Raw genomic sequence first — 24,891 nt, 5'->3', positions numbered from 1 at the left:
GAGTGCGGTAAGTCTATTCAACTGATACCGGGGAGAGCTGAAGGAATATGAGCGAACTAATAATTTACCTGGATTGGGTGCTGCTCGTTATCGGCGGCATCATCGCCTACTGGTGGCTGTTCTGCTGGAAGGAGTGAATGTGTGGAAGCAACAATCGAAAATGCCATCAGATCGGTTGCCCGGCAGTGCAGAACAGAAATCATTAATTCCACCGCCGGTATACCTAAAACTCAGCACGACCCCATCGTTACGAAAATCCTCGATCGCTACGCAAAAAAAAATAACCGCCCTACCGCCTAACTCGTTTTCGGCTAAGCGGTGGTTGAGCTATTTCGTCAGGCAGATCGACAAAGAAATAAGAGGCCAACAATGAATGATATAAAAATCGATGTTCCTCCTGTTCTGATAAACAGAACGGCTATCCAGCAAATGCTCGGCGGGATATCGAGAACGACCTTTTACCATCGCCGCAAAGAATGGAAACAACAAAATACGCCATTCCCACCCGAGGTAAAGGAGTTGTCAGCCCCTAAAGGTGGCGCACTATTCCGATACCAGGACGTGATTAAATTCTGTCAGGACATGGGGCTGATTTCATCGACACACGTTTGAATCTTAGACGCCCACAAATCTGCCGCCTCTATCTGCTCGCGTATGTAATCATGGTGGTCATATACCGCGAGCATACCCGCCATTTTATGCCCAAGTATCTTTTCTGATACATGCGGTGCAATGCCGAGTTCTGCCATTTTTGTCTTTACGGTTCTGCGCAGATCATGCATTGCCCAATCAGTCACGCCCATCACCCTGCCTACCTGATCGGCCATCGATAAAAGAACCCCTGCGGACATCGGCCTGTCGGTCTGAATCGTTGCCGGCGGGAATACCTGGCCCAGCTTAGGATAAATATCAAACGCTTCTCTTAGCATGGTCACTGCGGCGTCAGAAAGCCCCCTCACGAACCGGCGCCGGGTTTTAGATAACTCCTCCCGTATTGCCCACGTCTTTCTATCCAAATCAAAATCCTGCTTTTTAGCCATGCGCAGCTCTATACCGCGACAGCCAGTAAGCAAAACTAATTTTATAAATAGCTTATTCTGGTATGCGAGCTTGGATGAATCGACAGCAAGCCAGAATAGTCCTATCTCCTTATCGTTAAGGAATCGGTCAATAGTTCGGATTGGATCGCCAACATCGGCGACTGACAATGGAGTCAGGACGTTCCGGATGATTCGGTTACGCCGTAACGAATAGTTAAAAATCTGTTTCATCTTGACCAGCATCATGCCAGCCATCACCGGTGCGCCATTTTCCCTCATTCGCTTAAAGACTGATTCCCAATGTGCTATCTGCATCTCATCGACCGTCATTCTTCCAACATATGGCGTGACATGCAGGTCAAACATCCTTATCCAGTAATCATACTTAACCAGCTTTTTAGCCTGGGGACTTTCTAACCACTCGCTTATGCAGTCACTAACACTCGGGGCCTGAATTTTTTCGCTCATTGCCATCTTGCGCTGAACCGACGGCTCTCTCCCCTCACTGAGGTGCTGGCGGCACACTTCAACAGCATCCCTCGCTTCTTTTAGCGACATAGTTCCATAGGTGCCGATCTTCATGCGCTGTAATTTCCCAGCAAAGCGATAGCGGTACTGAAACGAAACTAGCCCCTTAGGGCTAACCCGGACAGATAATCCATTCGCGTCAGGAAGTTCAGTCGGGCCATCGTAGGGTTTTCCGACTATTTTTCTTAGCTTCGTGTCATTCAGCGCCACGACATTACTCCGGCAAATTTGGTACGCAATTTGGTACACAAATATTAACGCACGGAATAGAACAAAGTGAAACAGTCATGAACGGGTATAGTGCCGAGAATCTTGATGGTTAGTGGCTTTCTGCGAGGACTTAAACGGAGATGAACGAGTGGGAATGAGGTGGATTGCTTACACGACAGATCACATGTAACAGTATAATTTAGTTTAAATTCAATTTGTTATGTGCGCTATCCGACTTTACCTTGCCTGATATATACACTCATATGTACACAACTCGTTTTGTATCTATGGTGTGACGCAATAACTGACAAAACATAGTAACACTCACAATATGTGATTATCCACCCGCAGAAGTGGGAATGTTGATATCCCTGCCCTTTAGTTTCTCAAACGCTCTGCCCCACATGCGTTTTTGTGATAGCGGGTTAAGATTAAATGCATTTAATTCCCTATTTTGACGTAGGAAGATTCACACTAAAGCCAAATAAAGGCTAAATCTCCGGTTCTGAATCATTGATTTGTTTGGCAATGAGCAATAGCATTTCAGGGTTAAAAGAGGCATTGAATATGATAAATATCCCCCTACTGTTACAACCTCGAATTGCTTAACCGGCGGTGATGATTTGAACGTGTAATCACTGCCACTGACTTACGTTCGTGGCTCGGATGTTTTTGAAAAAGGAATGAGACCATGCAAGATAAACATTGGTCGAAAACAGAGCTACTTCACCAAACGGTGAAAAATCCTAATATCATCATCAAAGGTACGCACAGCTATTACAGCCATTGCTGGGATGAAGGTTTTGAAAAATCGGTTGTTCGCTATCTGCACGGTGATGCCATTAGCCAACAGTGGGAACCTCTCGGAAAGATTGACCAACTGATCATTGGCAATTATGTATGTATAGGCGCGGAAGCCGTTATTTTAATGGGTGGAAACCATACTCACCGCATTGATTGGTTCAGCTTCTATCCCTTTATGGAATCTATCAGCGAATCTTATCAGCATCGAGGTGACACAATATTGAGCGATGGCTGCTGGATTGGGATGAGAGCTATGATCATGCCCGGAGTTACCGTTGGTGAAAGTGCCATTATTGCCTCAGGCAGCATAGTCACCCGCGATGTCGCCCCTTATACAATCGTTGGAGGAAATCCAGCTAGCGCAATAAAGACCCGCTTTTCTGAGGATATTATTCGCCGCCTTTTAGCACTGCAAATTTATGACCTGCCAGAGCAGGAAATTAACAAAATCATACCGTTGCTATCAGGCAATGATATTGACTCTTTGGAACGAGCGATTGAAGCGCTACGAGATTCTCACAACTAAGATAATCATGATTAAATAGCCTTGTTTATGGCTCAGCGGTGAAGCATTTTCAACCTTCACCGCTGCTTTACCTTCGTCGCTTATTTATTTTAAATCTGACAAATTCTGCACCACTAAAATCTACATTGCAGCCGACTGGATGTGAGAACACCCACGGCCAGTATTTAGGGCTATACTGAAGACGCTTCCCGCGCCCGCGGTGACAAGGGAAAACGGCCTACTATTCAGGGAGTAACCCAATAATGAACATTCATACTTTCATCATGTTGGCAGCCAGTGGGCTAAATATTGTTAGCGTTTTAGTTTTGATTTATGGCGTGGTTAAATGCCTATTCGCATTTATAAAAAACGAACTGCAGCGCGGCGAATCAAATATTCAACGTATTCGACTGGATTTGGGTGGTTATCTGTTGCTGGCACTGGAAATATTAATCCCGGCAGACATTTTGAAGACGATCATTGAACCCGATTACAAAGAATTAATCATTCTAGCTTCTATTGTCGTGATTCGAATCGTACTTTCGATTTCTCTCAGTAAAGAGCTGAAATCCTTGAATACTGAAGAATAGTTAAGTATTCGGCGATATTTCAAACAACAGAGCCGGTAGTTTACCTTGGGTTTTAGCGGTTACCTAAATGACAATTCGCCGACTGAAAAGCGGGCCAAAAGCAGCCAAGGGGGAGTATTTCTTCCTAAATAATCCCCCTGCGCTTTCAACTAACGATAGACAGAAAATTTCTTGGTTAAGGGTTTCAACATCTCTGCATCCCCGTATAAAGCTACAGCGACAAAATCCAATTTTTCAAAGTCTGTGTTCGCCGTATCAGAAATTTGCTGTTCCGCTGAATGCGAAAGCATCGTCGTGGTGAAGAAATTATACAAAACACCTTGCTCCTGGCATTTCAAAATTAAGTTGCTCAGTTGGCTACTGTTTTTTGCCTGTAATACCACCATAGGATAGTGGCTCATATTTGCGCTGATTCCCTCTATAGTGCTGGGATAAGAATGAAATTCACGTTCTTCGATCAAATCTGTTATTCCTGCGGTTAAATGGCAAGCCGCGTTAAACAGAGTCGGAGTCTCGCAATTGCGGTTTAAAATAACGTAAAATTTCTTTTCATTGTCGTTGTACATATATTCCCTCGTTTAACCCAAAACCCGCGACCAATCTGCATATTCAATAAACCATACCCAAGATATCAGTGATGCTTTGCAGCTGCCAAGTGCCGTCGAGCTGGAATTTTGCGGTTATATACTAAAATAACCTTCCTGTGGTTGCGCTCTGTCAAAGCCACGGGCATTAAAGTAGTTACCTTTTTAATTCATAAGCCCATACAATAGCTTTAGCCACAATGAGTTATACATTCACAAATGTATTTATGACTCATATCGATTCAGCGAGTATGATGTACTTAGGACGCACACACTTAAGACACGATGTGTTTTTTTCAGGGACGTTTACCTCACCTAGGAGGACTATTTCTTGCAGCGACAGTCGGTTTCATCTTCGAGAATTCACTCAATTGGGTATGACCCAGAGAGTCATGTATTGGAAATACAGTTCTGTGGTAATGACATTTATCAGTATGTTAACGTGCCAATACGGGTTTATAACGATTTTATGTCTGTGGTGTCTAAAGGGCGTTTCTTTGATGGCGTGATCAAAGATAAATACCTTTGTCGAAAGATTGCCTAGCCTAGAATGATTGCCAGTGGAAGTGCCCGCCCTTCCACTGTTTGTATTTTTATACCTAACCATGTGCCCCGGTTGTTACGTAGCTAAAAACATATATGTTTGTGCGACGTTTTTTCTCTGCGAAAATGAGAAACAACAAACCGATAAATCAAAGTCAATCGCTATTTTTACTACGTAATCACTCGCCACTGAGCTTATTCCTTACGCTCGTTTAGTTGCCAATAGTAACGAATGACGATTCCCACCTTGCGTTTGTGGCAGGTTATCAGCCTTCTATTTGCGAGTTTTTTCAACCGATATTCTATTTTATAGCGGCTAATTTCCTGTAGGCTCCTCATTACATCCTGCACGCTATATTTGTTCTGTGGATACTTCTGAAAGAGTTGTAAAATAGGTCGTTCAATTTCTTCTGGTGTATTAGTCATAATAAATAAAGATAATGTTTTGCCTCTAACGGGCATAATACAGTCCATTGCTACACTCACAATGTCAGTAAGTACGGGACTTACCTTGAGTCGCTGTCAATCCCGATCCAATATTAGCGTGAACTAATAATCAGAATTAATGACAACCTTCTCACCAAAATCACCATTCTTAGGCATAGGTTTATTGGTAGAATTTAATGGCCGTAACACTCTAATAACTTCTGCTCCTGCAGCTCTAGCATCAGCAATATCATTATCGGAATCTCCATAGAATATCGAGATATTTTTTTCCTTCATATGGCTCACTTTGGCTCCATCGCCAATCCCGGCAAATATCACTTTATTTAACTGTTCATCAGGAATATTAAAATCCTGTTGTAAGATTTTTGTCACCGTTTCCTTCCCGGAAGATGGCATTGGTCGACCGGTGATAAAGTACACCCGGTCACCTCGCGATAAGTGCATGTTTAGCAAGGCTGCGCCTGAAATTTTTGGCACAGAGAATTTGTCCCATCCGTTACTGACTTCGTCCCAAAATTTAGGATTCTTTAAAAAATCAAAACTATCAGGTGAGTAAATCATTTTCCCGTAGAAAAACGCCGGGCTGGAATAGAGCAAAGTGTCATCAATATCAAAACCTACACTAATTGGCTCTTTCCCTTTCAAACTCGCAGAAATTTGCTCTACAGAGACCCAATGAATAGGGTATTGCGACTGTAATTGGGTCAGCGTTGCCCCGGGGAAAATATCGGTCGACGGTGCCGATATTGCGTGCTGAATACTAAAATAGCTGCTGAAAATTAATGCTAATGCACTCAGCGCCTTTGTTCTGTTTTTCATCTTAGCTGCCTTACCGTTGTTTTAAGAATTAATTCATCCCTTACCAGTTCTATTATCTTCAGTCAGTGAGATTAAAACGCGAGCAGCTTCAAGTTTTTGTGGTGTACATATTTGTTGCATAAGGATAACTGTGAGCGTCATCGCATAAAAATATATCACGCTTGGTTAATTTACTGCGGAAATAATTTTGTATAACAAAAACCAGGGAAGAAGATGAAATCGCAATTATTCAATTTGAAATTATTTGCAGTAATAGTACCTTTGGCATGTATGGTGCAACCCGCTGGTGCGGCAGAGCTCTACAATAAAGATGGCAACCGTATTGCACTTTCCGGTTCTTTTAAGGTTCGCCATTATTTCTCCGATGATAAGGGTTTTGCTGGCGACCAGTCTAAAGTTAAATTTACCTTAACCGGCGACACCAAAATTAACGATACCCTATCTGGCTATGCCCGATGGGAATATAACGTCAAAATGAATCAGGCAGAAAGTGCGGGCACTAAGAAAGATACTACCCGTATTGCTTTTGCCGGATTGAGCTTCGGTGAATATGGATCTTTTGATTACGGTCGTAATTACGGAATATTAAACGATATTAATGGATGGACCGGCGCGGTTATTCCTGTATTTGGTGGACAGAGTTACGATAATACCGATAACTTTATGACCTATCGTACCAACAATGTGGGAACGTACCGTAACCGCAATCTATTCAATTTGGTAGATGGACTAGATATCGGACTTCAGGTCCAAGGCAAAAACGACGGTTGGAATAATACTGAAGATCAAACAGGTCCACGTACCAATAACCCGCGTAGCGTAGCTAACCAAAACGGCGATGGTATGGGATTATCCGCAGTGTACACGCTGGATAATGGTCTCAGTTTCGGCGCATCTTATGCCGCATCGAAACGTACCGATGAGCAACAGTTGGATCATCGCGGTAAAAAAGCCGACGGTTGGAATGCAGGTGTGAAATATGACGCCAACAATATTTATCTGGCCGCCATGTACGCGGATGTGCGAAATATGCACTATGTCGGTAGAAAAGATGGCTTTGCCAACCAGACTCAGGCCATAGAGTTTGTCGCGCAATATCAATTTGACTGGGGTTTACGTCCATCGATCGCCTATTTGCAGGGACGCGGCAAAAATCTCGAAAGCGAATTTGGCGACAACAAAAATATGGTGAAGTTTATCGATCTTGCCGCAACTTATGATCTGAACAAGAATATGGCTGTGATCGTTGAATACAAACTTAACTTGTTGAAAGAAAATGAATTTACTCGTGCTAACCGTATCAGCACCGATGATGTGTTAGTGACTATGTTAAATTACCGTTTCTAACGCATTTCATCTTCCTGTAGCTATCAATCGCCGCCTATATTTACGCTCTGAAATACAGGTGGCGATTTCTTATCTGATGCGAGTCCAATAGTTTTCAAATACGAAGCGAGTCGAAGGCGATAGCGTTATTGAGTTAAAATAACTAACAGTTCTTCGCCATCCAAACGGGTAATACGTTCACCTTCCAGAAAACCGACTAATTCACCATTATCGCCATGAGTATAAACTTCATAGCCATCAATACGGTAAACTGGAGATCCTTCTAGTAAACGAATATATACATCACCTTCGATGAAATATTCACGTTCACCGCTCGCATTTTCGATTTCATAACGTTGGTCGAAAGGAAACTGCTTCATAACTATCCATCCTAAAAAGTGATTTCTAACGCAATGATGCCAATTTGAGTCTCATTTATAAAGACACAGGCTGCGATTATTATCATAAGAAGTGGAATCAGCCTGAATTACGTACAAAAAAATTCAATTTTGTGGTGATGACAGACAGATTTCCTCGACTTAAATCAATCGTTCAGATAATCATCAATAACTCAACGATTGATAAACGTACTCAATTGTCATTTGCATTACTGATGCCTTATTTATTACTCTCCGTTCCTTACTCGTGAATGAGAACCGTGAAACGGATTCTTCGCGTATTCTTCCGAAAACTTTTGCTGACATAATGATGAAAAATTTTAACTCACTTTTTGTTCTTTTGATCCTTGCTCTTTCTGGTTGTACCCAATGGGAAAAAGGTGGTGCTACACAGTTAGACCGCGAAAGAGATTCTGCGGAATGTAAGGCTATTGGCTACGAGAGACACAGTCCCGATATCGTGACTGATTTTGAATTCTCTTATCAGGATAAATACAAATCCTGTGAAAAGGGTAAAGATGGCTGTGACAAGGGATATCGCTACGAGAAAGAACCTGAATTTAAAACGGTTCAGAAAGATCGTAATGCATCAGCTCGCAATGCCGTTATTGATGCCTGTATGTATAAAAGAGGCTGGCATGAGCAGACCCACTACTGGCCTCCTTTCTGATCATAGTTAATCGCCTAGGTTCATCACCCCATCAAGCCCTCTTTGGGAGGGCTTCGATATAAGAAAATTTGCAATTTAATCACTTAAGCTTCCCATCATCCATATTGCTATTCCAGAAAAAGCTGCTCATAATGGGTTTCCGTTTCCGTGTAGCAATGGTTACTGGAACGCCGCCTCGACTGTTTATGCAGCCGAGGCGTTTTAATATTATAGCGTCTAGGCTTTTTATCAGCTCATCACTTATCGGTATGTTCGTTTTGATGACCCATGTCGCTTGTCACCAAATCATTCACTTATCTATCGCCCTTCCCCAATGCAACCGCTCTATCTATCAGCAAATTACTGAACGCTTATCCTAACCACCTTTACCCATATCATAACGAAACAGCTTTTAGCACGCCTAATCATGGCGAAGTATGCTATATGCAAATAATCAATCGGATAAAAAGTAAAATTAGCACGCTCATTTAAACCGATGCTGGAAAATAAATTTATTTCAATCCCATTAATAAACATTAAATTTAATAGATACTTATTATTGAATGTCGCTCAAGGGCATCACCAAACGTTACCATTCACTTATTCATCTAAATTTATCACAACAAATTAAGTGTACGCGAGATAAACAATAGCTTTCACCGATCAATCATGGCCTATTGATCTGAAGAACCGATTTTTATCTTATTTATTTATTTGTCATCATTATTCTGATTACACAAGGAAGTGAAAATGTTTAAACGTTTATGGAGTGAACTATCGGGAATTTGCATTCCTTTATCGTATTTAGCTATTGGCCTCACCTTAATTATAATAGGATGCTTATATGCCATTGGTTATCAGATAATGGCGTGCTTTTGATTTTCATCCAGAATACCAGGTGTGATGTTTTCAGAAGAAATGAACCTCCTGCACCACGCCTTTAAAGAAACAAATTAAATGCATGTATTTCAATTATTTAGAAAACATGAACAAAAATAACCAATATCATCAGTGTTTATTCCCTATTTTATTGTTTAGTATTAAATGAATATCTTAGTAAAAGGAATAAATCATGAGTAACATTGAAGATGACCTAAAAGTATTTCACCGATATTTCTTACGGACACAAGTAAAAAATAAGGAAATAAAAGGTTGGTTTTGTCGTTTTATCTACATCCCTGTGGGTGAAAGAATGGAAATATTGGATGAGTTACTTAGACCTTATTCAGGGAAAAAATCGTAGTTATCTATGCATTTAACTAATAGGTATTTAACTAATAGCCATTTAACTATAACATTAAACGCCGTGATATCTACGGTTTATTGAAACGCAGATATCAACGGCGAGATTGCTTCATCATTCTATTTATAGAAAAACCAAGCTGTTACAATCAAACTTTCAACCACCTCGAAGATAGCTACGCTTTCGATTGGCTCTGCGCTTAAACCATAGATTCTTTCATAATCAAAAACTTTATTCCCCAAAACCGACCGCGAAATTAACTCTGCTCTTAACTCGGCCTGATTAAAACGCTGGGTACGATAGAAGGCCTCCAGCTGCATTTTACCAACAATTGATGGTTCTAAAGACGGCATACGGTAGGCAATAAAATCCTCACTAAAGTTGGCTGAAAATGCAGCTAAATCGTGAGCGTTATAAGCATAAAACTGGTTTTCTACCGGTGTTAATGGGTTAGACATCACAAATACCAACTGAATTATTATTCTCGATATTTGAAATTATATTCAACAGGCGCGGGTGTCAATCAACCGTTTAGGATCTGGCAAAATAGCGCTTTCTTTTCTCAGAAAAATCGTCAGTAAAGGTTATTTATTCAATTACGTAAAAAACGCCACCATAAGAGGCGGCATTTTGGGGGTTGATTGGAGCATTGGGTCAGACAATTGAAATGTCCAAACGTACATTTCTATATATTATAAGCGTTTACGCAACGCACTTTCAGCACTGAAGAACCACAGTTCAGGTAATCGCTGAGGATAAAAACGGATTTCATAAGTGTCTTTTAATGGAGCCAGACGCCAACGAGGACGAGGCTCTCTTTTCGGTTTCAGGAAACGCAAACGCCCACGGGAACGAGCAGCCTGGCGATCCAAAACCCAAGCTGCCGAGGCTGAGAGTGGCTGGCGAACATATTCATCTTCGACGCTGATATCACAAATACACACAAAAGTACCCTTCCCCGAAATTGATACAATCTTATGATTATTCGATATTTTTGGCGGTGAACCAACTACCGGACTGTCGAGCTATGATCCGGATCACACAACACCAAACACCGATCTTCTCCCTCTATCTTCTTTATGCGCCTTTACTCATAGAGCACATCAATGCAAGATGGGTTTCTTATGCATTTTTTGTCTTATTTGAGACAAAATAGCAAGGTAATGCCCAATTTGGTTTTCAGGGATATGACTAAGTTTGTGGAGTTTGATTGATGTTAAGTATTTTTGAGTTATTTAAGGCCATTGGTTTAGGGTTAGTGTTGCTGCTTCCCTTAGCTAACCCATTGACTACTGTAGCCTTGCTCTTGGGACTATCGGGCAATATGACCACAGAGGAACGGAATAATCAGTCTAGAATGGCCTCGATATACGTCTTCTTTATTATGACTATTTCGTTCTATGCCGGTCAGGTCGTGATGAGCACCTTCGGTATTTCTATACCCGGATTGCGAATTGCCGGTGGATTAATCGTAGCATTTATTGGTTTCCGTATGCTGTTCCCTCAGCAATCGACCGAAGATACCCAATTGGAAGCCAAATCACAGGATTTAAAGAAGCGTAACTCCGTTAACATCGCCTTTGTCCCACTGGCTATGCCTAGTACCGCCGGGCCAGGTACTATCGCCATGATCATCAGTTCCGCCGCGACGATGAAAGACCATACCGATTTTACTCCTTGGGTATTGGCCGTGGCTCCGGTATTAACCTTCCTCGTCGTATCCCTTATCCTGTGGGGATGCTTGTTGAGCTCAGGTGCCATTATGCGTTGGGTAGGGAAAAGCGGCATCGAGGCTATTTCCCGCTTGATGGGATTCTTATTAGTTTGCATGGGCGTGCAATTCATTATTAATGGTGTGCTGGAAATTGCTTCAACTTTCCATCCGGCTATGTAAAACGTCAAAGCCCCTAAATTGAGTGCCCAACCTAGTAAGGCGCAGTCCAATCAGGGGCTATTTTTAAAAATGTGTTTATTTTATTAAGGCTTCACCGCCGAAGCCTGCGCCCCCAAAATAGCAGGTTCTGTCGGAATTTGAGTAAATTTGGCAATAATTTCGTTATAAGTATCCTGTGGCTGCAGCTGGGTAAATTGTACCGGATAGATAAATTTCGCCAGATACTCCATCCCTACAATGTTATAAGGGTGATTGTAAAAATTGTGATAAACCCCGTATAGCCGATTTTCTTTAACCGCCGAAATTTGCGCAAAAGCAGGACGCTGTTTTAATTTGGTAAAGGCAACATCTACCTGATTTTGTGTCACCCCATAGCCGAAAGGTACTGCCGCATTATTCTTACTTGCCCACTGCGAACCGGAGACAATATAGGCCGCAGGTTTCAGCGCGATGACCTTTTCTAGCGAGACATCCCCTGTGGCTCCCGGTAATAAATCTGAACCGATATTATGTGCCCCGACAGCTTCAATCAGCGCTCCCCAGCCTACATGTCCGTGAGTAAAGCAGCATGATTCGACCCCGCCCAAACCCGCCTTAGCTTCCACAAACACCAAGGGTTTTGGCTCAAAGCTGCGAGTTTTGTTGATAATGTTTTGGTAATGCTGTTGATAGAAATCAGTATACTGCTGAGCCTCAGCTTCGCGATTAATAACTTCACCTAACAGCGTGATACTTTTAGGTGTATTTTCCAGTGGCTTGAGGTTGGTATCAATAAAAAGCACAGGGATGTTTAGCTGTTTGAGTTTATCTAACACCCCAAGGTTAATTAATGAACTCTTAGAACGAAGCTGAGCCACCATTAAGTCTGGTTTTTGCGCAATAACGGCCTCCAGATTAACTTCGCCTTTATCGCTAAATCCCATATCCATTATTTTTTCGGCCTTAGGCCATTTGCTACTAAGCAGATTCCAGGTCGTGCCATCGCTTTTTCTCAGCAAATTATTCCAGGCCACCAGCCGCTCAAAAGGATCGCTGCGATCCAGCAAAGCCAATGTCAGAATGTCCCTTCCGTCTTGCATCACAATACGCTTAGGCTCTTGCTTGAAAGTGAGCCTCTGCCCATCAGTATCAGTAATCGTCACCGGATAAGTTGTTGCCAGGGATGAAGTAGAAAACAGCGAGGCACATACCAGTGCCGTCAGGGAAAGCGTTAATCGCACGTTATGGCTCCTTGGCAAAACACAGCAAATTTATTATTTCAGTGAGGAAAACACTAAATGATAACGTGACGCATTAGCAATAAATTAATGAATGCAATAAGGGATAAAGTGCAAAGGAGTGTAAATATCAGAAATTAAGGCGCGGGATGAGACAGAAACATTTGACCAATGAAGATAAACGCTAACCGATGAAATACTGCCTGCAAGATGCATCGGTTAGCGATTTAATCTGTTATTCCGTCATCGCTCGGTAAGCCGTGTCCACCTTCCATAAATAACGCGGGGCCTGCGGTGCTGGGTGCTTAGTTTGAATATGTTGATAGAATTCGTTTGGGCTGAGGCGGTTTATTTTATTGAGCGCCAGCTTTTTGTCTGAGGAGAAGGTTCTCAGCATCGCGCCTGCACCGTTAGCGTAAGAAACAATGGTGGCATAACGTAATGTCTGCGGATCGCTGATGCCGACCAACTGCTGGTTTTGCAGAATATTAATATAGGCGGTGCCAATATCGATATTGACCGCCGGGTCTTTCAGCTCGCGGGAACTGGGTTGCCCGTTGCGCCCTTTCATACGGTAGGCATCGCGCCCCGCGGTAGAGGCTTTAATCTGCATCAGCCCTATCGCATTGGAGGTGCTAACGACCTCAGGGTTATAGCCGGACTCAACCTGAATAATGGCTTTGATCAAGGTTTCATCAACGCCGTAATGGCTGGCGGCCTGCTTTATGTATTCGTTATAAGCTACGGTTCCACTATCAGTTCTGGAACTCGGGTTGAACTTCCCCTGTTGCGGGGGCTTCAACCAACCATTTTTCGACTGTGTTGGAGGGGTCTGTTTAGCACACCCAGCCAACAATAATATTGCCATAAGGCAACCTAGTTTTGGATTCACAGTATTCCCCACTTTGGTAGGCCGTTTTGTAGCATATACAACTTGTCATCACGCCAAAATATATTTTTGGTACATTTTGCCGATTATAAACATAATAATCAGGTGATATAACGTAACTATCAGTAAACTTAGCTTTATTGTATGGTGATACTTGACTTAAAACCAAATGATATTGATAATCATTTTCATTTATAAAAGGGAGCATCGCAATGTTATATCAGTATAAAAAAACCTCTCTGCCTGCTTTGACTTACACCGGGAACATGTTTTTACGCCGTTTTACCCTGTTTGCGCTATTGGCATTATTCTCATTTGTCAGTACTACCGCGTTCGCCACAAATAATCCGACCTCCCAAAAGAAGTTTAAGGTCGTAACGACATTCACGATCATTCAGGATATTGCGCAAAACGTTGCCGGTGACGCCGCTATCGTCGAATCCATTACCAAACCGGGCGCTGAAATTCATGATTACCAGCCAACGCCAAAAGATATCGTCAAAACTCAGTCGGCCGATCTAGTGCTCTGGAACGGGATGAATCTTGAGCGCTGGTTTAACCGCTTTTTTGAGAATGTGAAAGACGTTCCATCCGTCGTTGTCACCGCAGGCATTACACCGCTGCCTATTCGCGAAGGGCCTTATAAAGGCATTCCTAATCCTCATGCATGGATGTCTCCTACCAATGCTCTGATTTATATCGATAATATCCGTAAAGCTCTGGAAAAACACGATCCGGCTAATGCGGAAACTTATAACCGTAACGCCAAAGCTTATGCAGAGAAAATTAGCGCGCTGGATACCCCACTACGCGAACGTTTAGACAAAATCCCAGCGGGTCAGCGTTGGCTGGCCACCAGTGAAGGTGCATTCAGCTATCTGGCTAAAGATTATGGCTTCAAAGAAGTGTATCTGTGGCCAATCAACGCCGAGGAGCAAGGCTCTCCACAGCAGGTTCGCCGGGTTATCGATATCGTTCGCGCCAATAAAATTCCGGTCGTGTTTAGCGAAAGTACCATTTCGGATAAACCCGCCAGACAAGTCGCTAAAGAAACCGACGCCAAATACGGCGGAATGCTTTATGTTGACTCATTGTCGAATGCGACAGGCCCGGTGCCGACTTATATCGACTTGATCAATACCACCGTGAACACGATTGCGGAAGGATTTGGCCAATGATTAATGCGGATTTTGTTCGTCCTGAACTGATAGTCGATGATGTTTCTGTGACTTATAACAACGGCCATACGGCCATCCACAATGCCAGTTTTACCCTGGACGGGGGAACTATCTGCGCATTAGTGGGCGTGAACGGCAGCGGTAAATCAACCTTATTCAAAAGTATTATGGGGCTGGTCAAACCCACTGAAGGCAGCGTTCAACTAAGCGGGAAACCGGTTATTCATGCACTCAAACAAAATATCATTGCCTACGTGCCGCAGACCGAGGAAGTTGACTGGAATTTCCCGGTATTAGTGGAAGACGTTGTAATGATGGGCCGTTACGGGAAAATGAATTTTTTGCGAATTCCCAACCGTCAGGATCGGGTTATTGTAAATAAAGCCATTGAGCGCGTGGGACTAACCGCGCTGCGCTCGCGGCAAATTGGCGAACTCTCCGGCGGGCAAAAGAAACGCGTGTTCCTTGCCCGGGCGCTGGCACAACAAGGTTCGGTTTTACTGCTGGATGAACCTTTTACCGGCGTCGACGTAAAGACCGAAAATGCCATTATCGATCTATTGCGGGCGCTGCGTGACGAAGGGCATCTGATTTTAGTATCGACGCATAATCTGGGTAGCGTGCCGGAATTTTGCGATCACGTTATTTTGATCAACCAGACCGTACTCGCCGCGGGTCCGACTGAAACCACCTTCACCCAAAAGAATCTGGAGATCACTTTCGGCGGCGTCCTGCGCCATATCAACCTATCCGGTCCCGATCTGCACGATGATAACGATCCGCGTACCGTGACGGTGATTACCGATGATGAACGTCCGGCAGTATTCTATGGTCAGACCAAAGACAGCCCGCCGGCGCAGCGTCAGCAAAAGGAGAAGAAAACCTAATGCTGGAAATTCTGTTACAACCCTTTAATTACAACTACATGGTAAAGGCTATTTGGGTCAGCGCCATCGTGGGAGCGGTTTGCGCCTTTCTTTCCGCCTATCTGATGCTCAAAGGCTGGTCGCTGATGGGCGACGCTCTTTCCCACTCGGTGGTGCCGGGCGTGGCTGGAGCCTATGCTCTCGGCCTGCCTTACGCCGCTGGCGCATTCTTTACCGGTATGCTGGCCGCGCTTGCCATGACGCTAGTGCGCCACATCACACGGCTGCGGGAAGATGCCATTATTGGTTTTATATTTTCGACCTTCTTTGCCGTCGGGCTGTTGATTGTTTCCCTCAACCCAACTTCGGTGAACGTTCAATCCATTATTTTCGGTAATATCCTCGGTATCGCCGATGAAGATGTATTGCAGGTCGAAATTATCATTCTGGTTTCTTTCGTTATTCTGTGCGTGATTTGGAAAGATCTGCTGGCAGTGTTTTTCGATGAAAACCATGCGATGTCGATCGGGATTTCTCCTCTACGATTGAAAATTCTGTTCTTCACCTTGCTAAGCGCCTGTACCGTAGCGGCATTACAAACTGTCGGCGCTATTCTGGTGATAGCCATGGTCGTCACCCCCGGCGCCACCGCTTATCTCCTGACAGACCGCTTTGGTCGCTTGCTAATCCTTGCCATCGCTATCGGCGCGTTAACCAGCGCTTTCGGGGCTTATCTCAGTTTCTATCTGGATGGGGCAACCGGCGGCGTAATTGTAACGCTACAAACGTTAGTTTTCCTGGTGGCGTTTGTCTTTGCTCCCAAACACGGCCTGTTGGCAACGCGTTTTCGCATTCGCAGAAAGCGCAACAGCACGGTAAAACCGCAGGGAGATAGCCTATGAATACTCTATTTACCCTGCTCAGCGAGCCTTTTGCCTATCCCTTTATGCAGCGCGCCATTCTGGCAGCGGTCGTTACCGGCGTAGTGTGCGCCGTATTGTCCTGCTATCTGGTACTGAAGGGCTGGTCGCTTATGGGAGACGCGATTTCTCATGCGGTATTACCCGGCATCGTGCTGGCATTCTGGCTAGGCATTCCTTTAGCCATAGGCGCCTTTGTTTCCGGTATTTTTTGCGCGGTAGCCACCGGTTATTTGAAAGATAACAGCCGGGTGAAAGAAGATACCGTGATGGGCATCGTTTTTTCAGGCATGTTTGCTTTTGGTATCGTACTATTTTCCCGTATGGATACCGATCAACATCTTAGCCACATACTATTCGGTAATATGTTAGGCATTACGCAGGATGAACTGAAACAGGCCCTATGGATTGCGTCGATAACGCTGCTGGTCGTGTTGCTGAAACGCAAAGATTTCATGCTGTATTGCTTCGATCCTAATCACGCCAGAGTAATAGGTTTGCCAGTTAAATTGCTGCATTACGGTTTGTTGTGCCTGTTAGCCATGACTATCGTCGCTTCTTTGCAAGCCGTCGGGGTCATTCTGGTGATCGCCATGCTGATTGCGCCAGGCATCATTGCATTTATGCTATGCCGCAGCTTCGATAAAATGCTGATTGTGGCAACGTTAGTGTCGGTTATCGCCTGCGTGTTGGGTACCTTGATCAGTTTCCATATTGATGGAGCCACCGGCCCCTGCATCGTTATCGTTCAAGCTTTATTCTTTGTTGCGGCGCTAATATACAGCCATTTTAAACCGGTTAAACGCCCCCGTCCTCTGGGTAAAGTAGGACAAAATAGCACTGACGGTGAGCCTAAAACTAAGCTGCTATAATTGTTCCACGCGTACTTTATCCCGCGTTGCTCTTGAGCGGCGCGGGATTCCTCCTTTCGACGCTCGATAGATTCACCCCTGAAACTGATCTGAGGTTTTCGGCGAGTGTATCCCTGTGCGCCAGCTCCTGTTTTTTACACGGTAAAGACGTTAACCTAATGATATAACTGGCAGCTCTGAGGAGGTGAATCATGTGGCAAGCAGTGAATCGTCTACTAAGCGAACAACTCGGCGATGCCGAGGTGCGTGAGCGTACCGAACTGCCCGGCGGTGATATTCATCAAGCTTGGCGACTTAGTTATGGTCATACAGATGTATTCGTCAAATGCGATCGTCGGGATATGTTGCCTATTTTTACCGCCGAGGCCGATCAGCTCTCCCTGCTCGCTCGCAGTAAAACAGTCCGTGTTCCGCAGGTTTACGGCGTTGGTAGCGATCGCGACGACAGCAGCTTCCTATTACTGGAGTATTTGCCACTCAAATCTCTGGATGTGCACTCAGCCTATTGTCTGGGGCAGCAGTTGGCACATTTGCATCAATGGAGTGAACAGCTACAGTTCGGCCTTGATTTCGATAACGATCTGTCTACCACACCCCAGCCGAACGGATGGCAACGGCGCTGGGCACAATTTTTTGCCGAGCAACGTATTGGCTGGCAATTACAGCTAGCGGCAGAGAAAGGCATGATTTTCGGGGATATTGACGAAATCATTGCCTTAGTTCAGGCGAAATTACAAAACCACCAGCCGCAGCCTTCCCTTTTACACGGCGATCTTTGGCCTGCTAACTGCGCCGCCAGCGCCAATGGCCCCGTTATCTTTGATCCCGCCTGCTATTGGGGTGACAGAGAATGCGATCTCGCCATGCTACCGCTCTACCCCGACCTTCCGGCTCAAATTTATGATGGTTATCAAAGCGTTTGGCCACTGCCAAGCGGTTTTATTGAACGGCAACCGCTGTATCAGCTCTACTATTTATTAAACCGCAGTAACCTATTTGGTGGTCAACATTTGGTTGCCGCGCAAAAAGCGGTAGAACAACTGTTACACCCTGAATAAATCGCTATTAGCCGTTAAAAAAGCCTGTTCCTCGCGGATACAGGCTTTTTTATTTCAGACACAGTGTTTATTTCAGGCAAGATAGTTAGCCCGCGGCCATCGCGCCGAGTAGCTGAATAACAAAATAAGCCACCGCAGCGATAATGATTGGCAGAATGTAGAGGGTAAACACTTGCAAGAAAATAGTGTGTCGCGGCACAACGATTTTTTCTTCTAATTGCGCTCTAGTCCGCCCCTCGCTGCCACGGGCCTGCTCCAGAATCAGCTGATCCTCAATCCCCTCGCGAATATGTTTGACCTGCCGACTCATCCGAGCGCCGGAAGCCTGTAGTGCCAAACCAACAAAAATCAGCATGTAGATGATAAAGAACATGATATTGGCACCAGAGAACCCCGCATCCAGACTAGGCACCGGCGAGTTAAACCAAAATATGTTCAAAAAACCGGTGTTAAAACGGATCATATCGGTCATAACATGGATAAAATCCAACATTACTGCATTTACACCCGCAGTTTTTTCGCTGTAATGATAGACAAAATTAATCACTGAGATCAGCGTCGATAGTAGTGCCGGAATAAATACCAGCCAGCCGGCAATCCTTTTGACCACAGCGACCTGACCAGCCTGTTGATACGTCATGAGTTCCCCTTATGAGTGCCACACTTTATTGGTACAGTTTACCCGTACTTTCTGTCAGGTGTGCAATGATTTCACCGTAATAATCATCGATCTGCGTCATCCAAGCCTAGCTTATTAATCCCCAGCGAATGGATGTTCTTATGGGAAAAACTCAATTTATTTATCATTACAGGCAAATTGCGTGCTGCAAACCCAGTTTCAGGCGGTTTTGCGAAACAACGCGCAGCAATAGTTTTAGCGTAACGGCAGCACAATGCTACAGTGTGTTTCTCTTATATCTCCAACCGACAGGAGCGATGATTGATGGCTAATCTGCATCCGATAAAAGCCGCTATTTTTGATATGGACGGTTTACTGATTGATTCCGAACCGCTTTGGCTCCAAGCCGAGTTAGATATATTCAGTGAACTGGGGCTGGATACCACGTCCAGAGACAAATTGCCCAACACTCTGGGGCTACGCATCGATTTGGTGGTTAAGCTGTGGTACAAAACCCAACCTTGGCAAGGCCCCGACGAAGCGGAAGTCTGCCGTCGAATTATTGCCCGCTCTATTGAACTGGTGGAGCAAACCCGCCCTCTACTTCCCGGCGTTGAATACGCGCTGCAATTGTGTCGCCGTCAGGGGTTGAAAATCGGTCTGGCGTCAGCGTCCCCACTGGTGATGCAGCAAAAAGTATTAGCCATGTTCGAATTGGAGAAATACTTTGACTGTTTGATGTCCGCAGAACATCTGCCTTACAGCAAGCCGCACCCTGAAGTTTATCTGAACGCCGCCGCTGAGCTGGGCGTTGACCCATTGGAATGCGTGACCTTGGAAGATTCGTTTAACGGCATGATAGCGACCAAAGCTGCGCGAATGCGTTCTATCGTCATTCCTGCGGCAGAGCTACGTGAAGATCCTCGCTGGGCGCTGGCAGATATCCAGCTGGATTCGTTAGAGGAACTTCGGGTTGAAGACATTTCTTAACCCAGCTTAACGCTTTATTAGGCTTATAGGCTTATAGGCTTATAGGCTTATAGGCTTAGGAAGATGGCAGAATTCTGGACAATACGCTTCTCGCATTAAATCATCGTACAGATAAATATTCTCGTTACGCCGCCCGATTTAACTGCTAACTCTGGTTGATAATGTGGCAGATTAAGGGGGAAAGTTCCCCCTTCATTCCCCATCACTTCATTTATCTCTTCGGAAAGCATTCCTAAGCGATCCTTTGTGTCACAGGAAATCGGCACGTTTCGGTGAAAAAGTATCGATTAGCATGCTATTAGCTTCCAGAGACACCGCACCGTGCATTTCATATTTTACCGCCCGATAGGCGTCTCCAGCCTTTAAGATGCGTTTTTGTCCGTCAATTTCTACCTCAAAACTTCCCGCCGCCACATAGGCGATTTGATCATGAATATCATGCTGATGCGCCACACCAATTGCGCCTTTATCGAAATGAACGCAAACCATCATTAATTCGTCGCTCCAGGTCATCACCTTTCGCTTGATCCCATTTCCTAGTACTTCCCACGGAGTTTCATCATTGATAAAGAACATATGCATCATTGCACCCTCATGAAGTTAAATCGGCCTATCGCAGTTAAACCACGGCCAGCTCGCGAATTCTTTTGCATTCTACTGGCACCAAAGGTGTAAATCGCGGGGAAAAACCAAAATTCATGACATCACTCAAAAAAATAATAAAACATAGTTCCATTTTTATTGAATTGTCATCCCACACGAACTATTATCCTCAACATCACCAGAAACGTAGCTGGCTAAAGAAAGAAAAAAGCTTCGTACTAGAAGCCCTTTCTCAACGGCACACTGCGTTTCTCCTGCGGGCTTACCCATCTAAGATACTGTTCTGAAAGAGAGGCACTGACATGCAAGTTCGTCAAAGCATTCATAGCGACCACGCCAAACAACTCGATACCGCTGGCCTGCGCCGCGAATTCTTAATTGAAAAGATTTTTGTCGCAGATGATTACACCATGACCTATAGCCACATTGACCGCATCATCGTCGGGGGAGTTCTGCCGGCGACCCAAACCGTCAGCATTGGGGATGACGTGGGGAAACAGCTCGGCGTGAGCTACTTCCTGGAACGGCGTGAACTGGGCGTGATTAACATCGGTGGGCCAGGCCTGATTGTGGTTGACGATCAGACTTACGAAATTGCTAACGAAGAAGCTTTATATGTCGGGAAAGGTGCGAAAAACGTTGAGTTCAGTAGCATAGATAGCACTCAACCGGCAAAGTTTTACTATAACAGCGCACCGGCTCACACCACTTACCCCAACAAAAAAATCACGCTGGCAGAAGCCGCACCGCAAACACTGGGTGACGATGCCACCAGTAACCGCCGTACCATCAACAAATATATCGTGCCGGACGTATTGCCAACCTGCCAACTGACAATGGGTCTGACCAAACTGGCTCCGGGCAACCTGTGGAACACCATGCCGTGCCATACCCACGATCGCCGTATGGAAGTGTATTTCTATTTCGATATGGATGAAGAAACGGCCGTTTTCCACATGATGGGCCAACCGCAGGAAACTCGCCATCTGCTCGTTCACAACGAACAAGCCGTTATCTCGCCAAGCTGGTCTATTCACTCAGGTGTGGGTACTAAGCGCTACACCTTCATATGGGGCATGGTGGGCGAAAATCAGGTCTTTGGCGATATGGACCACATCGCGGTGAGTGACCTACGTTAAAAATTGTCCAAATGGAATATTGACCGATTGGAGAGCTGGGAAATACCGGTTCTCTTCATGATCTTGCTATCGCGGCCATCAATAAACCGCATGAAAAGAGACTTCAGCTATGATTTTAGATTCCTTTGATTTGAAAGGTAAAGTTGCACTGGTAACCGGCTGTGATACTGGTTTGGGCCAAGGTATGGCTATTGGTCTGGCGGAAGCGGGCTGCGATATTGTCGGCGTTAATATTGTTGAACCTCAGGAAACCATTCAGAAAATAACTGTATTAGGCCGCCGTTTTTATAGCCTGACCGCCGATCTTAGCAATATTGATTGTATTCCGGGGATACTGGAACAAGCGGTCGCTGAATTCGGCAAAATCGATATCTTAGTCAATAATGCCGGAATTATTCGCCGGGAAGACGCCATCAATTTCAGTGAGAAAGACTGGGATGATGTGATGAATGTAAATATCAAAACGGTGTTCTTTATGTCACAGGCGGTCGCCCGCCAATTTATCAAGCAGGAAACCGGCGGCAAAATCATCAACGTAGCTTCAATGTTGTCTTTCCAGGGAGGCGTGCGCGTTCCTTCTTATACCGCCTCAAAAAGTGCCGTAATGGGCGTGACCCGCTTGCTGGCAAATGAATGGGCCAAATACAATATTAACGTCAATGCTATAGCCCCTGGTTATATGGCGACCAACAATACTCAGCAATTACGTAAAGATGAAGAACGTAGCAAAGAGATTTTGGATCGAATCCCTGCCGCTCGCTGGGGTTTACCGAGTGATTTGATGGGGCCGGTGGTATTCCTAGCGTCCAATGCCTCCGATTATATTAGTGGCTACACTATCGCCGTGGATGGTGGTTGGTTAGCTCGCTAATTCTGACGAATAAACTTCATAGGCACGGCGCGCAACGCTGTGCTTTTGTGTTGCCTAAATTCAATGGACACGATCTGTCTCACAACGAAAGCATGATTATGATTACAATCAATACACTAAAGTTATTGTAAAGCTTCTCGCCTGCGCGAAATAATACCGCCACTCCTAACACCGTATATTTCTTATTATATATCATTAATTTAAAAGTAAAACTCTTGAATCACTTGCAGCCTAAAACTCATCGCTTAAAAAAATCAAAACAACGTTCCAACTTAGATCACACTTTTATCATTCGCTCAATGACTCGCCAATAAATCCAAATATAATGTATTGAAACGATGTTTCTATTTATAAGGAACTGTAATTTGGTTCCACCAAGAGGTGACGGCGATGCATTTTGCAGGCGACATTAAAGGCAGCGAAGCAGACATCAAACAGTGGCTGACGGCGATTCGCCAGCATGCAGATTCAGTGCAAACTCTTGGTCAAAGCCAGATTCATCCCACCCCGCTGCTAGCCGACGGTTTCGATGTGGTAACCCATCAGCCGGTGTGCTGGCAATTCGCTGATGGTCGTCGGGTGCCTATTTCGAATTTTGCCAGCCAGCAAAATTGGCTGCGAACCCTGACAGCGCTCAGCCAGGTAACTCATGACCCACAGTACCGGCAACGAGCAGAAATCCAAACGCGCTATTTCTTACAGCATGGCGTTCATACCGCCAGCGGCCTGTTTGCCTGGGGTGGGCACCACTTCTTTCACTTGGATACCCTGAGTTCCGAAGGGCCAGCATCAAAATCATTGGTGCATGAGCTTAAGCACCACCTTCCTTATTATGATTTTTTAGCAGAAATCGATCGTGAATCCACGCTGAATTTCATACAAGGATTTTGGCATGCACACGTTGACGATTGGAAAACGCTGGATTTAGGTCGCCACGGTGAATACAGCAAAATACGAGACCCACAGGTTTTTGCACATCCGCGCCACGATGTTGTCGATCCCGCGCTCTGGCCACAATTGCCTGAAACCAAAGGATTAACCTTTGTCAACGCCGGCACCGATCTGATCTATGCCGCCTTTAAATATGCCGCCTTCACTGGCGATGATCAGGCTGCGGCCTGGGGAAAACATTTATATCGTCAATACGTTCTGGCACGTCACCCTGAAACCGGTTTACCTGCCTATCAATTCAGCTCACCGTTGCAACGCCAGCCGATCCCCGCAGATGATAACCAAACTCAGTCTTGGTATGGCGATCGGGCGGCGCGTCAGTTTGGCGCAGAATTTGGCTATCTAGCGCGAGAAGCCAATGTATTATTCCGCGATATGCGCCCGCTACTAGTGGATAACCCACTGGCAATGTTGGATATTCTGCGTCAACATCCCGACGCAGAAATGGAAAAATGGGTCATTGAAGGACTCAAAAATTACTATCGCTTTGCCTATGATCTAAAAAGTAATACTCTGCGCCCCTTGTGGATCGACGGTCAGGATATGACTGGCTATATTCTTCCCAGAGACGGTTATTACGGTTCAAAAGGCTGCGAAATCAAACCCTGTCCTTTAAATCCTGATTATTTATTGCCACTGGTACGCGCCTGGCGTTTAAGCAACGACGATGAGTTGTTCGACCTAATCAGCGTTATTTTGAAACGCTTAAATTTGGTCGAATTAAAACAGAGACCTTTTCACACTACCCTATTAGCGATTGAGCCACCGGCAGCCTCCCCTTATTTACTTTTAGCATTCATAGAGCTGGCGCAGCATTGCCAGGATCAACAATTGTTTAATCTCGCCTGGCGCGTAGGGAAAACATTATTTAAACAGCACTACCATCGGGGATTATTTGTTGAGTCTGCACAACATCGCTATGTCCGCATCGATGATCCTATTGCTTTAACGTTATTAACCTTAATTGCTGCCAAAGAAAATAAATTAGCCGAAGTGCCGGTATTGTTGACTAATGGTGGGTACATCCACGGGGACTATCAAAGGAATGGCAGCAATAACGTAATTTACGATATCGATTTCATTTACCCGACTCTTTTGAGTCAGACAATTTAGCTTTTTCTTTTAATAAAATAGGTAA

Annotated in this window: 27 protein-coding genes; 17 read left to right on the top strand and 10 right to left on the bottom strand. The window is 44.8% G+C overall.

Going from position 1 to position 24,891, the window contains the following annotated elements:
* Positions 1-141 precede the first annotated feature (141 nt).
* Positions 142-300, top strand: a complete 159-nt coding sequence (locus DBA33_RS16120) for a hypothetical protein (RefSeq protein WP_240442715.1) — start codon at positions 142-144, stop codon at positions 298-300.
* 275 nt (positions 301-575) lie between these two features.
* Here DBA33_RS16120 and DBA33_RS16110 read toward each other — a convergent pair whose 3' ends face one another.
* Positions 576-1,778, bottom strand: coding sequence for a site-specific integrase (locus tag DBA33_RS16110; protein ID WP_064518119.1), 1,203 nt, complete (start codon positions 1,776-1,778; stop codon positions 576-578).
* Between the two features lie 691 nt (positions 1,779-2,469).
* Here DBA33_RS16110 and DBA33_RS16105 point away from each other — a divergent pair.
* Positions 2,470-3,108 (top strand): CatB-related O-acetyltransferase, encoded by a 639-nt coding sequence (locus DBA33_RS16105; protein WP_064518116.1) that lies wholly within the window; start codon positions 2,470-2,472, stop codon positions 3,106-3,108.
* A gap of 242 nt (positions 3,109-3,350) precedes the next feature.
* Complete coding sequence (locus DBA33_RS16100; protein ID WP_064518114.1) at positions 3,351-3,677, top strand: DUF1622 domain-containing protein; 327 nt, start codon at positions 3,351-3,353, stop codon at positions 3,675-3,677.
* A gap of 149 nt (positions 3,678-3,826) precedes the next feature.
* Here the strand turns inward: DBA33_RS16100 and DBA33_RS16095 are convergent, their stop codons facing one another.
* Positions 3,827-4,243 carry a DUF2000 family protein gene (locus DBA33_RS16095; protein ID WP_064518113.1) on the bottom strand — a complete coding sequence of 139 codons (417 nt, stop codon included), beginning with the start codon at positions 4,241-4,243 and terminating at the stop codon, positions 3,827-3,829.
* Between the two features lie 349 nt (positions 4,244-4,592).
* Between DBA33_RS16095 and DBA33_RS16090 the strand changes: the two genes are divergently transcribed.
* Positions 4,593-4,805, top strand: a complete 213-nt coding sequence (locus DBA33_RS16090; RefSeq protein WP_071925623.1) for a KTSC domain-containing protein — start codon at positions 4,593-4,595, stop codon at positions 4,803-4,805.
* Positions 4,806-5,353: 548 nt separating this feature from the next.
* Here the strand turns inward: DBA33_RS16090 and aphA are convergent.
* Positions 5,354-6,070: an acid phosphatase AphA gene (gene aphA, locus DBA33_RS16080; protein ID WP_120806813.1), complete on the bottom strand. Its 717-nt coding sequence runs from the start codon at positions 6,068-6,070 to the stop codon at positions 5,354-5,356.
* A 270-nt stretch (positions 6,071-6,340) separates the two neighbouring features.
* Between aphA and DBA33_RS16075 the strand changes: the two genes are divergently transcribed.
* Positions 6,341-7,417, top strand: a complete 1,077-nt coding sequence (locus tag DBA33_RS16075) for a porin (protein ID WP_235601051.1) — start codon at positions 6,341-6,343, stop codon at positions 7,415-7,417.
* Between the two features lie 125 nt (positions 7,418-7,542).
* On the opposite strand, the gene DBA33_RS16070 is transcribed toward DBA33_RS16075, so the two are convergent.
* Positions 7,543-7,776 (bottom strand): hypothetical protein, encoded by a 234-nt coding sequence (locus tag DBA33_RS16070; protein ID WP_064518105.1) that lies wholly within the window; start codon positions 7,774-7,776, stop codon positions 7,543-7,545.
* A gap of 325 nt (positions 7,777-8,101) precedes the next feature.
* On the opposite strand from DBA33_RS16070, the gene DBA33_RS16065 reads away from it, so the two are divergent.
* Together DBA33_RS16065 and DBA33_RS20700 are read left to right on the top strand one after the other, a co-directional pair.
* Entirely contained in the window at positions 8,102-8,464 is a 363-nt protein-coding gene (locus DBA33_RS16065) for a hypothetical protein (protein ID WP_306423399.1), read from the top strand.
* Positions 8,465-9,515: 1,051 nt separating this feature from the next.
* Positions 9,516-9,686 (top strand): hypothetical protein, encoded by a 171-nt coding sequence (locus tag DBA33_RS20700; protein WP_158513776.1) that lies wholly within the window; start codon positions 9,516-9,518, stop codon positions 9,684-9,686.
* Positions 9,687-9,805: 119 nt separating this feature from the next.
* Here DBA33_RS20700 and DBA33_RS16060 read toward each other — a convergent pair whose 3' ends face one another.
* Positions 9,806-10,144, bottom strand: coding sequence for a nuclear transport factor 2 family protein (locus DBA33_RS16060; RefSeq protein WP_064518104.1), 339 nt, complete (start codon positions 10,142-10,144; stop codon positions 9,806-9,808).
* Positions 10,145-10,378: 234 nt separating this feature from the next.
* Positions 10,379-10,630, bottom strand: a complete 252-nt coding sequence (locus DBA33_RS16055) for a hypothetical protein (protein ID WP_049600658.1) — start codon at positions 10,628-10,630, stop codon at positions 10,379-10,381.
* A 269-nt stretch (positions 10,631-10,899) separates the two neighbouring features.
* Here DBA33_RS16055 and DBA33_RS16050 point away from each other — a divergent pair, with 269 nt between their 5' ends.
* Complete coding sequence (locus tag DBA33_RS16050) at positions 10,900-11,580, top strand: MarC family NAAT transporter (protein WP_064518102.1); 681 nt, start codon at positions 10,900-10,902, stop codon at positions 11,578-11,580.
* An 83-nt stretch (positions 11,581-11,663) separates the two neighbouring features.
* On the opposite strand, the gene DBA33_RS16045 is transcribed toward DBA33_RS16050, so the two are convergent.
* Both DBA33_RS16045 and DBA33_RS16040 read right to left on the bottom strand, forming a co-directional pair.
* Positions 11,664-12,800: an ABC transporter substrate-binding protein gene (locus tag DBA33_RS16045; RefSeq protein ID WP_120806812.1), complete on the bottom strand. Its 1,137-nt coding sequence runs from the start codon at positions 12,798-12,800 to the stop codon at positions 11,664-11,666.
* Positions 12,801-13,032: 232 nt separating this feature from the next.
* Positions 13,033-13,689, bottom strand: a complete 657-nt coding sequence (locus DBA33_RS16040; protein WP_071925622.1) for a transglycosylase SLT domain-containing protein — start codon at positions 13,687-13,689, stop codon at positions 13,033-13,035.
* 263 nt (positions 13,690-13,952) lie between these two features.
* Between DBA33_RS16040 and DBA33_RS16035 the strand changes: the two genes are divergently transcribed.
* The 5 genes from DBA33_RS16035 to DBA33_RS16015 all read left to right on the top strand — a co-directional run bounded on the left by DBA33_RS16035 (position 13,953) and on the right by DBA33_RS16015 (position 18,580).
* Complete coding sequence (locus tag DBA33_RS16035) at positions 13,953-14,864, top strand: metal ABC transporter substrate-binding protein (RefSeq protein WP_276148129.1); 912 nt, start codon at positions 13,953-13,955, stop codon at positions 14,862-14,864.
* Positions 14,861-15,751 (top strand): iron/manganese ABC transporter ATP-binding protein YfeB, encoded by an 891-nt coding sequence (gene yfeB, locus DBA33_RS16030; RefSeq protein ID WP_064518095.1) that lies wholly within the window; start codon positions 14,861-14,863, stop codon positions 15,749-15,751. The genes DBA33_RS16035 and yfeB overlap by 4 nt, the downstream gene beginning before the upstream one ends.
* A complete protein-coding gene (yfeC, locus tag DBA33_RS16025; protein ID WP_120806810.1) occupies positions 15,751-16,632 on the top strand; it encodes an iron/manganese ABC transporter permease subunit YfeC in 882 nt (293 codons plus the stop codon). Before yfeB ends, yfeC begins: the two co-directional genes overlap by 1 nt.
* Positions 16,629-17,522: an iron/manganese ABC transporter permease subunit YfeD gene (gene yfeD / locus DBA33_RS16020; protein WP_064518091.1), complete on the top strand. Its 894-nt coding sequence runs from the start codon at positions 16,629-16,631 to the stop codon at positions 17,520-17,522. The genes yfeC and yfeD overlap by 4 nt, the downstream gene beginning before the upstream one ends.
* A gap of 191 nt (positions 17,523-17,713) precedes the next feature.
* The gene (locus DBA33_RS16015; RefSeq protein WP_064518088.1) at positions 17,714-18,580 is read left to right on the top strand and encodes a fructosamine kinase family protein; all 867 of its coding nucleotides are present in this window, start codon (positions 17,714-17,716) and stop codon (positions 18,578-18,580) included.
* Positions 18,581-18,665: 85 nt separating this feature from the next.
* On the opposite strand, the gene DBA33_RS16010 is transcribed toward DBA33_RS16015, so the two are convergent.
* Positions 18,666-19,220, bottom strand: a complete 555-nt coding sequence (locus DBA33_RS16010; protein ID WP_064518083.1) for a YniB family protein — start codon at positions 19,218-19,220, stop codon at positions 18,666-18,668.
* Positions 19,221-19,523: 303 nt separating this feature from the next.
* Here DBA33_RS16010 and hxpB point away from each other — a divergent pair, with 303 nt between their 5' ends.
* Complete coding sequence (hxpB, locus tag DBA33_RS16005) at positions 19,524-20,189, top strand: hexitol phosphatase HxpB (RefSeq protein ID WP_064518082.1); 666 nt, start codon at positions 19,524-19,526, stop codon at positions 20,187-20,189.
* Positions 20,190-20,438: 249 nt separating this feature from the next.
* On the opposite strand, the gene DBA33_RS16000 is transcribed toward hxpB, so the two are convergent.
* Positions 20,439-20,771, bottom strand: coding sequence for a cupin domain-containing protein (locus DBA33_RS16000; protein WP_064518574.1), 333 nt, complete (start codon positions 20,769-20,771; stop codon positions 20,439-20,441).
* A 323-nt stretch (positions 20,772-21,094) separates the two neighbouring features.
* On the opposite strand from DBA33_RS16000, the gene kduI reads away from it, so the two are divergent.
* The 3 genes from kduI to DBA33_RS15985 all read left to right on the top strand — a co-directional run bounded on the left by kduI (position 21,095) and on the right by DBA33_RS15985 (position 24,866).
* Positions 21,095-21,931, top strand: coding sequence for a 5-dehydro-4-deoxy-D-glucuronate isomerase (kduI, locus tag DBA33_RS15995; protein WP_120806809.1), 837 nt, complete (start codon positions 21,095-21,097; stop codon positions 21,929-21,931).
* Positions 21,932-22,040: 109 nt separating this feature from the next.
* The gene (gene kduD / locus DBA33_RS15990) at positions 22,041-22,802 is read left to right on the top strand and encodes a 2-dehydro-3-deoxy-D-gluconate 5-dehydrogenase KduD (RefSeq protein WP_064518078.1); all 762 of its coding nucleotides are present in this window, start codon (positions 22,041-22,043) and stop codon (positions 22,800-22,802) included.
* Positions 22,803-23,192: 390 nt separating this feature from the next.
* Positions 23,193-24,866 carry a pectate lyase gene (locus DBA33_RS15985; protein ID WP_064518076.1) on the top strand — a complete coding sequence of 558 codons (1,674 nt, stop codon included), beginning with the start codon at positions 23,193-23,195 and terminating at the stop codon, positions 24,864-24,866.
* Positions 24,867-24,891 lie beyond the last annotated feature (25 nt).

The organism is Yersinia sp. IP36721 (assembly GCF_003634395.1).
GTDB classification, from domain to species: Bacteria; Pseudomonadota; Gammaproteobacteria; order Enterobacterales; family Enterobacteriaceae; genus Yersinia; species Yersinia entomophaga.
The sequence above is the reverse complement of the archived record's forward strand: the minus strand, read 5'-3'. Positions and strand labels throughout refer to the sequence as shown.